Origin of the sequence: Xenorhabdus yunnanensis, from assembly GCF_028598805.1 — a bacterium.
Classification (GTDB): Bacteria; Pseudomonadota; Gammaproteobacteria; order Enterobacterales; family Enterobacteriaceae; genus Xenorhabdus; species Xenorhabdus yunnanensis.
In genome coordinates, this window is sequence record NZ_JAQRFI010000033.1 from 43,014 (window position 1) to 52,988 (window position 9,975).

A 9,975-nucleotide genomic window follows, 5' to 3' on the forward strand; every position below is an offset into this window, starting at 1 on the left:
TAAAACCTTTGGCAAAACGTTAAGTTAAAATGCTATCACCATGAATCTGTAATGTTTTGTAGTTATTTAACAATCATTGGGCGAAAGAACATGGATATACGCAATCTTGAAGCTTTTATCGTTTTGGCTGAGACTCTTAATTATCATAAGGCTTCAGAGAGGCTTTATCTTTCTCAGCCTGCCTTGACGAAGAAAATACACGGGTTGGAAGATATTCTTGGTGCTTCACTATTTACAAGGGGGCCAAATGGAACAAGATTGACAGATTTTGGGCATAAGACACTGGAAAATGCCAGAAAGTTCTTAACACACTATGAACGCTTCAAAAGTCAGGTTCATTTTGATTCAAAAGAAGATTTGGTCAGGCATTTATATGTTGGCTCATGTTTCCCTATCCATAACTATTCTCAAATAGAGAAACAGATTGCGGGGAATAAAGGAAATGTTGTATTAGCGTTGGTGACCGGGCTGTCTGTTGAACAGCAGATAAGTTTATTGAATGCAGGAATGTTACATGTTGCTGTGATACCTATGGCATTTATTGCGCAGTTAGAGCCTAAAAAGACGTTTACAGAAAGGTTAGTTTTTATCTTTAGAAAAAAGAGTAACTTGATATCTAAGTTCAGGATAGCTTTTAGTAAATATGGCAATGGGATTGCTCCGGAAAATTCATCAGAAAAAAATGAGGTAATTGAGTTAACGAATTGCCTTAATGTTTTTCCTATTTATACCGGTGAAAATATGAATTTGTTATTAAAGACAAATGATATCATGTTGATAATTGAGATGGTGACAAAAAATAATTCTTATACCTTTGTTCCTGAACGAATTATTAGTTCGATTCCTGATTATTATATGAATTTGTTGGAAATTGTTGAAACAGATAAAAAAATTGATCTCGGTGTGGTTTGGGGAAAATCAATAGACGACCATCTGCTTGACGATGCAGAAAGTTTTTCTACGTTGGTTGCTAGTGTATAAGTCAGAAAATTACTGCTGTTTTCCTTAGGATATTTGTTATTTAATCCCTATATTATTATGGAGATTAAGGTATATACCCTTCGTCTTTTAAGTTGCTCCGTTGTTGGCGGCGCTCCCTTGCCGCCGCGACGCATCTTGAAATCCATTGGGTATAAATTATAAAGAAAATTTGTCAGTAAGGAGTGCAAAATGAGAACGTATATACCCGCTTAACTTGAAGATGCCGGTTTCAGGATTTGAAAATTATCATTTAATCGGCAAACGAATGCTTTCGCTTTTTCTCGGAGTGTGACATTAAAAAAGCGATGAATGGCTTCACGGAAAACCTTTGGCTCCACAAAATAAACATGGTGACGAACCTGCTCATTTATGAACTTCCATAATCAGTTCAATCGAATTCAGGTTGGGATTGGAAGAGGGCAGATAATGCAACTCAATGTTCAGGATATAAGCCATATCCTTGTAGCTGAAGCGCTGTCGGTGGAGCCATTTTGTCATACCAGTCAGCGAGAAAGTTATCGACTATTATATATGTATTGGTCGTGTGCGTGATTCACTGAGTTGTAAATTCGAAGTTTGCTGCTGATAAATGCCATGTCAGCCATTAGCCAGATGATAACTATTGTCTGAAAACGGAGAATATGGGTTTATCTATGGGGTTCGGGGGTTGACCATATCACCCAAAAACCAACTTAACATGTTTATTTAACAGAAATATAAGATAATGACCGACTCCGATCAGTTAGCCAGCTTAACTGAATTACTTGAATTTGTTCCGATATCGAGAATTTTAACTACTGCATTTTTTGCAGGAGTTGGATTGTAAATTCAAAGTCTTATTAACCATATAATCTTTAATAACCAACTTTATTTATCTTTTATTAATATTTTATCCGAAATAAATCGGTTCTGGTTTTAATTCCGTTTAGTTGAGTATCTATATAATGCTTAATATTGCACCAGAGTAATTCTAATTCTGTTGTGAGGATAACTAAAACCAACTTATTTATATTGAGGATATTCTTATGAAACGATTTGCAAAAGTTTTATTTAGCCTTGTATTAATATCACTTCCTTTTTCTGGACACAGCTTCCAAGCGTCAGATACGGCGACAAACACGCATCAAATCTCACTCACTAAAGTGGGCTGGTTTGGCGATTCAAGTGATCTTAAGCACTTTTATCCATCCTACAAAGATGCGCCAAACTATCCGAAAGGATTTAAGAATGCTAAAAATGGAATAACTAGGAATTCTATTAAAGATAAGGTTTTATTGCATGATTTAAGAAAAGAAAAAAAAGGAAAATGGTTTAAAGTCTATCGCGATGGCGTGGTTGACGGAAAAAAAGTATCTCTTCATTATTTTGCCCATCAAAGTGGTAGTCCGGTATTTGATGTAAAATTTTATTATCGCTGGAGTAATCAAAATAGTCGGATTTAATTATAATTAAATTTGGGGTTACCATATTTTCATGATAAAAAATGAATATCTATTGGATGAATTGGAGTAGCAATCATGGATTTTAATTATCGTATTCAAGATAAACACGCAGGTAAATTTGTTAGCTTTGTAATCTTAGGAGTACTGTACTCCCTTGATAAAGAACTCATATCTATTGAGGAGGCAGAAGGATTTATATTCATGCCTTACATTGCCAAGTTATTGAAGAAAACAAAAGTATCTGATGCATTAAGTGATGTTGATGCATTAGTTGAGATTATTGAAACAGGATGTCAACTTGAAGATATAGAAAGTATACGCCCCGCTTTTCTATCAGAATCTATTAATGCATTGATAGAAGAGACGTTATCAGTTATCAAAAATAGCAAAGAAGTTGGAAGATTAGTAAACAAAGAAGTTAACGTACTCAATCGAAAGTAAGCTAGCGGCCTGTAATGTATCAACTTAAATGTATTAGCTCAAACACGATCGACAGTCACCCGTTTTGTTTTGTCATTTCAAAGCGGGTGACATCATTTGCAAAATTAATTTATTGGCTGGCATTAAATGCTTCGGCCATTTGCTCGATTTGTTCCTGAATATTCAACCATTCCATTTCAATATCTTCGAGCCTGGACTTTGTTTGTGTCTGCTGATGAAGGCATTCGGTTAATTCAGCCTTACGATGATTTTCGTAAAGCGTATTATCTGATAGTTCTTCTTCTAAACCCGCCAATTCAGTACTCAATTTTTCCATTTGTTTTTCAAGAGCTGTAAGTTGCTTACGTAGTGGTTGAGTCTGATTGCGAAATTCAGCTTCACGCCGTTTTTGATCTTTACGCTCTTGGGCACTGTAATTTTGTGTACTGTTGTTTGATTCATTGGTGTTTGACGCATTGCTATCTGTTCGTTCTTTTTCTTGGCTGTCACGCACTTGCTGGCGTTGTAGCTCGGTCAGCCATTGCTGGTAATCTTCTAAATCACCTTTGAACGCTTCTACTTTGCCATCATGTACCAGATACAGTTCATCTGTGGTAGAACGCAGTAAATGCCTGTCATGCGATACGACGACCAGAGCACCTTCGAAATCAATAAGTGCTTCAGTCAGTGCTTGCCTCATGTCCAGATCAAGGTGGTTGGTCGGTTCGTCGAGCAGCAGGAGATTAGGGCGCTGCCAGACAACCAGAGCCAGTACTAATCGGGCTTTTTCTCCACCGGAAAAACGTCCGCTCGGATCGGTGACTTGATCGCCTTTAAAACCAAATCCACCCAGATAATCCCGCAGTTGTTGTTCCATCTCTTGTGGCGCTATTCGGACTAAATGCTGTAATGGCGATTCATCTGCCCGCAGGTATTCCAACTGGTGCTGTGCGAAGTAGCCCAGTTTAATCCCTTTCGATAAAGCGATTTTTCCTTGCTGGGGTGCAAGCTCATCGGCCAGCAATTTGATCAACGTGGATTTACCCGCGCCATTGCGACCTAACAAACCGATTCGTGAACCCGGTACCAGATTTAATTTGATCGAATTCAATACAGTTTTTTCACCATAACCTGCACTGACTTCTTCCATGCTCAGTAGCGGATTTGGCAGGTTGTCCGGTTGGCGGAAACTGAAATGAAAAGGATTATCGACATGGGCGGGAGCGATAAGCTCCATGCGTTCCAGCATTTTGATGCGGCTTTGAGCCTGTTTAGCCTTAGAGGCTTTGGCACGAAAACGATCAATGTAGCTCTGCAAATGTGCCACTTTTTCCTGTTGGCTTTGGTATAGCGCTTGTTGCTGGGCGAGCTTGGCGGCGCGTTGCCGTTCGAAGGAGGAATAGTTGCCGGTATATTCGAATAGATTCAGTTGTTCAATGTGCAGAATCTTATCAATGATCGGATCGAGGAAATCGCGGTCGTGGGAAATTAGGATCAAGGTGCCGGTATAATTTTTCAGCCATTTTTCGAGCCAGATAACGGCATCCAGATCAAGGTGGTTGGTCGGTTCGTCGAGCAATAGCAGGTCAGAACGACAAATCAGCGCTTGTGCCAGGTTGAGGCGCATGCGCCAGCCACCGGAAAATGAACGTACAGGGAGTTCTAGCTGAGCTTGGGAAAAACCCAATCCGTGCAGCAAGCTGGCTGCTCGTGCGCGGATTGTCCATGCCTGAATGGTATCAAGCAAGCCATGAAGATGAGCAATGGCGTGCCCATCATTTTGTTCGTTGGCTATTTTTAGTTTTTGTTCCAGTTGCCGGAATTCGCGGTCACCATCAATTACGTATTCCAGCGCCGATGTCTCCAGAGCTGGCGTTTCCTGATTCACCCAAGCCAAAGCCCAGTTGTTGGGAAATGTCACGGAACCATTTTCGGCCTGAAGTTCATCCTTTAGTAATGCGAGTAGGGTCGACTTACCACAGCCATTTTTGCCCACTAATCCGACTTTCTGTCCGGGATTAATGGTTGCGCTGGCATTGTCCAGCAGGACGCGAATGCCACGACGGATTTGCAGTGAAGAGAAAAGAATCATAGATGTTGTCTATATATAGTATGTTGAGTTAATAATTAGGTTGATATCTTTCATCTTTCAAGTTGCTGTTTTGTTGATACCACCATGCTGCAATTTGAAATGTATTGGGTACTTATTCAATTTGATTTAATAGCTTGGCGTGCATGGTAGCGGAAAATATGTGTCCTGACACGTCCTGGAGGGATTGATGTTGTTATCTCCGAACATATTGCCGCCTAAAGTGTTGCTGATATATACCCATCCGGAACCGATGAATTCAGTTGCTAATAAAATGTTATTGCAGTTGGCGCAGAAATTAGAGCATGTCACGGTTCATGATCTCTACGGAGTTTACCCTGATTTCTTTATTGATGTCTCTTTAGAACAACAGTTATTGCGCGAGCATAAGGTGATTGTTTTTCAACATCCTTTGTACACTTATAGTTGCCCTGCTTTATTGAAAGAGTGGATGGATCGCGTGTTGAGCAGAGACTTCGTTGGTAGGGCGGAGCAGGCGCTTAAAGGAAAGTTTTGGCGATCGGTTATCACGACGGGAGAGCCGGAAGATGCTTACCGGAGAGGAGGATATAATCTTTATCCAATGGAAGAAATTCTTCGGCCTTTCGAATTGACGGCATCAATGTGCCATATGCATTGGTTATCGCCAATGATCATTTATTGGGCCAGACGTCAACGGCCTGAGGTGCTTGCCAGTCATGCGAATGCTTATCAGGAATGGCTGAAAGCGCCATTATCTTTGGGAGGTGGGTGATCATGGAGACTTCAGCGCTATTAAGCGCCAGTGTCGTGTTTTTATTCGCTGCCGTTGTGGCTGTTCCCCTTGCCCAGAAATTCAATATCGGGGCTGTACTGGGTTATCTTATTGCAGGGATCGCCATTGGCCCGTGGGGGCTGGGATTTATCAAGAATGTTGATGAAATCCTCGATTTTTCAGAGCTAGGCGTTGTTTTCCTGATGTTTATTATCGGACTTGAGCTGAATCCAACAAAACTTTGGCAGCTCAGGCGCTCGATTTTTGGTGTCGGTATGGCTCAAGTGGTTTTAACCGCACTGGTTCTCATCTCACTCCTTTATTTGGCGAATTTTGTATGGCAAGCCGCTGTTATTGGTGGTATTGGCCTTGCGATGTCATCTACGGCTATGGCACTGCAATTGATGAAAGACAAAGGGATGACGAGTAACAATGAAAGTGGCAGGCTCGGATTTTCTATCTTACTGTTTCAGGATATGGCAGTGATCCCTGCTTTAGCTGCAATCCCTTTGCTGGTGGGAGGAGTGACAACCAGTGATTGGCGGCATATTGTGCTGAAAATTATCGCTTTTGCAGGCATGTTGTTGGGAGGGCGATATTTACTGCGCCCTTTGTTCCGGTTAGTGGTGAAATCCGGTGTCAGGGAGGTATTTACTGCCGCTGCGTTGCTGATTGTTCTGGGGGCGGCGATTTTTATGGAAGCATTGGGCTTTTCTATGGCGCTCGGTACTTTCATTGCAGGAGTCTTGTTGGCGGAAAGTGAATATCGGCATGAGCTAGAGATCTCTATTGAACCATTCAAGGGACTGTTGTTGGGGCTATTTTTTATTTCTGTTGGCATGTCGCTGAATTTGAGCATTTTTTTTACTTACTGGCTCAATATCTTATTGAGTGTCTTGGGTCTGGTATTGATAAAAGGCCTTATACTTTATGTGATTGGCAGGATGTCCGGTTTAAGAAAATCGCCCTGCGCACAATTTTCCGGGGTGTTAAGTCAAGGGGGAGAATTTGCATTTGTCTTATTTTCTGAGGCGCTTGAGCAAAGGGTATTGAATCAGAAGCAGGAGTCTCTTTTACTGGCTGTGGTGACATTATCAATGATGACAACACCTTTGGTGATGCTATTAATCGAAAGTGTTTTGGCGCGTCGATATAACACACATGAAAAACACACTGAACAGCCATTTGTGGAAGACAATGATCCTGAGGTGATCTTGGTCGGTTTTGGCCGTTTCGGGCAAGTGGTTGGGCGTTTGCTAATGGCGAATAAGATCCGTATCACTGTGTTGGAACGCGATATGGGTGCAATCAGTACTATGCGTCGTTATGGCTATAAGGTGTATTATGGTGATGCGAGTGAATTGGAACTGTTGCGGGCTGCTGGTGCTGCAAAGGCCAGAGCAATCATCATTACCTGTGATGAGCCAGAAGACACGGTGGCGATTGTGCGCTTGTGTCAGAAACATTTTCCTCATCTGAATATTATTGCGCGTGCAAGAGGGCGTCTGGAAGCCCATGAGCTGTTGCAGAGCGGAGTGAAAGATTTTAGCCGGGAAACATTTTCCAGTGCATTGGAGCTGGGAAGAAAAGCATTGATCAGGTTGGGTATGCATCCACATCAGGCACAGCGTGCACAGCAGCATTTTCGGCGATTAGATATGCGTATGTTGCGTGAATTGATGCCCCATCTGCATGAGGATCTGGCACAGATATCCCGCATAAAAGAGGCTCGCAGGGAATTGGAAGAACTGTTTGAACGGGAAATGATTAATGAGCGTCGCCGACCGGAAGGGTGGGATGAACATGAATAGCGTTGGGGGAAATTATGTCAGTAAGTCGTAAGCGTTTTATCGCGGGAGCTGTTTGCCCAAAATGTCAATCACAGGATACGTTGGCAATGTGGCAGGAGAATAAGGTTGATGTTGTTGAGTGTGTCCATTGCGGTCATATACAGAGGCAAACGGATGAAGCTGCCGCATCTCATGTCAGGGAGCAGGAACAGATTATTGGGATTTTTACACCGCAATAAATCAGTACACACACAAGAATAAATCAATACACATATAATAAATTGTGGATAAATTTTACCGTCGCTAGGTACAGCGACGCAGAATTCCGTTACAATCAGCAACATTTTTTTGAGCTGTAAAAATTTTCCCTCACGAGTTTTCCTCTCTCGGGTATGTAGGAGTTGTCATGAAAGTAGCAAAAGACTTGGTGGTCAGCCTGGCTTATCAAGTAAGAACAGAAGATGGTGTTTTAGTTGATGAATCTCCGGTGAGCGCACCGTTAGACTATCTGCATGGCCGCGGTGGTCTAATCAGCGGATTGGAGAAATCACTGGAAGGTCGTGAGGCGGGTGAACGCTTTGATGTTAGCGTAGAAGCAGATGACGCATACGGTCAGTATGATGATAGTCTGGTTCAACGTGCACCAAAAGATGTGTTTGTTGGTGTGGATGATCTTGAGGTTGGTATGCGTTTCCTGGCTGATACGGATCAGGGACCTATCCCAGTAGAAATCACTGCGATAGAAGGTGATGAAGTGGTTGTTGATGCTAACCACATGCTGGCTGGCCAGAATCTGAAATTCAATGTTGAAATTGTAGCGATTCGTGAAGCAACCGAAGAAGAGTTGGCTCACGGCCATGTGCATGGTCAAGGTGGTTGTGGTGATCACGACCATGAGCATGACGATCATGGATGCTGCGGCGGTAGCTGCCATTAATTCGGGGCTAACTGATAAATCAGGGCTAACTGAAAATCGTTGGTAATCTGAGAAATCAGTAAGCTGTAGAAAAAGGGAAGCGCATTATAAGCTTCTCTTTTTTTTACTTTATTGCTGAGCCTTCCTTGGCAGAGGTTTTCCCTGATTGATATCAGTAATGAGGAGGCGGTGTTTCTTCAGAAAGTGGTGCAATGATGGATGTTTGATGAGTTTTCAGGCGTTCAGTCATTAATTTCAGCTGTTCTTTCAATCTGTCAGTTTCTATCTGCTGTTTTCTCACTTCCTGATTTAATTCTTCAATAGTGGCTTCTTGATAGGCCAGTTTAGTTTCCAGCAGCTCAAATCTTTGTTCAAATTCAGATAATTCCATTATCTTTCCTCCTATTTCTGATCAATTAATTAAATGATGGAGCAATTACTCGGCCAAGTTAACACTATAATACTCAAAAAATTCAGTGAAATAGGATCTTGCGAAACCTCTTTACTTTAATATTGTTCCAATGGTTGCTATTGCGAGGTCGAGGTATAGCAAATATTGTCATTGGTTTCCTCAGGCGGTTATAGTAAATGTTATGTGTGATCTATGCTGATAATAAACCCACCAAACTTCTTGGAGAATAAGATGAAATCATTGTTTAAAACAACTCTGCTGGCAACGACTCTGGCGGTGGCGTTTAGTGTACCTCAAGTCTTGGCTGCTAACACTGAAACTCAAAGTGAGCTAAAACAAAGCGAACTAAAACTGAATAGTGCTTTTAAAACTACAGAACAGCAAAATTCTTATGCTCTGGGGGCTTCTCTAGGAAGCTATATGACCAACGCACTGAAAGAGTATAAAACGCTCGGCATCAATATGGAAAAAGCACAGTTGTTGGCTGGTGTTGAAGATGCTGTAAATAATAAAGCTAAATTGACTGATCAAGAAATTAAGGAAACTCTGTCGATTTTCGACTCTAATATGAAAAGTGCAGTACGAGCCAAGGTAGAAAAAGAAGCGGGTGAAAATAGTGAAAAAGGTGTCAAGTATCGTAAAGAGTTTGCTAAGAAAGCTGGCGTAGTTGAAACCAAAACAGGGCTTCTTTACAAAATTGAAAAAGAAGGTACTGGTAAAGCACCTAAAGAGACTGATACTGTGGTTGTCAACTACAAAGGTGCTTTGATTGATGGTAAAGCTTTCGATAGCTCTTATGATCGTAAAGAGCCTCTGACCATTCGTTTAGATAGCGTTATCCCAGGCTGGAAAGAAGGCTTACAGCATGTGAAGAAAGGCGGAAAAATCACATTAGTTCTTCCACCTAATCTGGCTTATGGTCAGGCAAGTGTACCTAGCATTCCAGCTAACTCCACTTTAGTCTTTGATGTTGAATTATTGGATATTAAGCCTGCTGCCAAGGCAAAATAACGCTTGTAATAATCAAAAAACAGCATTGGCAGGAGCTTAAGGCTCCTGCTTTATTGTATATAGAAAACCCCCTGCTAGGCAGGGGGTTCTGTAGAGCTTTCAGCTATAAATCCGCTATAAAAACCCCTTTTGATTTGTTAAAACACCTTGCGGTCTGGCA

Annotated in this window: 10 protein-coding genes and 1 pseudogene; 8 read left to right on the top strand and 3 right to left on the bottom strand. The window is 41.6% G+C overall.

Annotation, left to right across the window (positions count from 1 at the left end):
* The first annotated feature begins 90 nt into the window (after nucleotides 1-90).
* Nucleotides 91-981, top strand: coding sequence for a LysR family transcriptional regulator (locus PSI23_RS13970; RefSeq protein ID WP_273555659.1), 891 nt, complete (start codon nucleotides 91-93; stop codon nucleotides 979-981).
* Between the two features lie 209 nt (nucleotides 982-1,190).
* On the opposite strand, the pseudogene PSI23_RS13975 reads toward PSI23_RS13970, so the two are convergent.
* Nucleotides 1,191-1,443, bottom strand: a pseudogene (locus tag PSI23_RS13975) (transposase); the annotation flags it as partial.
* Between the two features lie 563 nt (nucleotides 1,444-2,006).
* Here PSI23_RS13975 and PSI23_RS13980 point away from each other — a divergent pair.
* Nucleotides 2,007-2,423: a hypothetical protein gene (locus PSI23_RS13980; RefSeq protein ID WP_273555660.1), complete on the top strand. Its 417-nt coding sequence runs from the start codon at nucleotides 2,007-2,009 to the stop codon at nucleotides 2,421-2,423.
* Between the two features lie 75 nt (nucleotides 2,424-2,498).
* On the top strand, nucleotides 2,499-2,864 hold the full coding sequence (locus PSI23_RS13985) for a DUF3969 family protein (RefSeq protein WP_273555661.1): 366 nt from the start codon (nucleotides 2,499-2,501) through the stop codon (nucleotides 2,862-2,864).
* A 109-nt stretch (nucleotides 2,865-2,973) separates the two neighbouring features.
* On the opposite strand, the gene PSI23_RS13990 is transcribed toward PSI23_RS13985, so the two are convergent.
* Complete coding sequence (locus PSI23_RS13990; protein ID WP_273555662.1) at nucleotides 2,974-4,935, bottom strand: ABC transporter ATP-binding protein; 1,962 nt, start codon at nucleotides 4,933-4,935, stop codon at nucleotides 2,974-2,976.
* Between the two features lie 187 nt (nucleotides 4,936-5,122).
* Between PSI23_RS13990 and kefG the strand changes: the two genes are divergently transcribed.
* The 4 genes from kefG to slyD all read left to right on the top strand — a co-directional run bounded on the left by kefG (nucleotide 5,123) and on the right by slyD (nucleotide 8,413).
* Nucleotides 5,123-5,686, top strand: a complete 564-nt coding sequence (gene kefG / locus PSI23_RS13995) for a glutathione-regulated potassium-efflux system ancillary protein KefG (RefSeq protein WP_273555663.1) — start codon at nucleotides 5,123-5,125, stop codon at nucleotides 5,684-5,686.
* 2 nt (nucleotides 5,687-5,688) lie between these two features.
* Nucleotides 5,689-7,497: a glutathione-regulated potassium-efflux system protein KefB gene (gene kefB / locus PSI23_RS14000; RefSeq protein WP_273555664.1), complete on the top strand. Its 1,809-nt coding sequence runs from the start codon at nucleotides 5,689-5,691 to the stop codon at nucleotides 7,495-7,497.
* A gap of 14 nt (nucleotides 7,498-7,511) precedes the next feature.
* The gene (locus PSI23_RS14005) at nucleotides 7,512-7,715 is read left to right on the top strand and encodes a YheV family putative zinc ribbon protein (protein ID WP_092519499.1); all 204 of its coding nucleotides are present in this window, start codon (nucleotides 7,512-7,514) and stop codon (nucleotides 7,713-7,715) included.
* A 167-nt stretch (nucleotides 7,716-7,882) separates the two neighbouring features.
* The gene (slyD, locus tag PSI23_RS14010) at nucleotides 7,883-8,413 is read left to right on the top strand and encodes a peptidylprolyl isomerase (RefSeq protein ID WP_273555665.1); all 531 of its coding nucleotides are present in this window, start codon (nucleotides 7,883-7,885) and stop codon (nucleotides 8,411-8,413) included.
* A 151-nt stretch (nucleotides 8,414-8,564) separates the two neighbouring features.
* Here the strand turns inward: slyD and PSI23_RS14015 are convergent, their stop codons facing one another.
* Nucleotides 8,565-8,783, bottom strand: a complete 219-nt coding sequence (locus PSI23_RS14015; protein WP_273555666.1) for a SlyX family protein — start codon at nucleotides 8,781-8,783, stop codon at nucleotides 8,565-8,567.
* A gap of 252 nt (nucleotides 8,784-9,035) precedes the next feature.
* Here PSI23_RS14015 and fkpA point away from each other — a divergent pair, with 252 nt between their 5' ends.
* Nucleotides 9,036-9,815, top strand: a complete 780-nt coding sequence (fkpA, locus tag PSI23_RS14020; protein WP_273555667.1) for an FKBP-type peptidyl-prolyl cis-trans isomerase — start codon at nucleotides 9,036-9,038, stop codon at nucleotides 9,813-9,815.
* The last annotated feature ends 160 nt before the right edge of the window (nucleotides 9,816-9,975 follow it).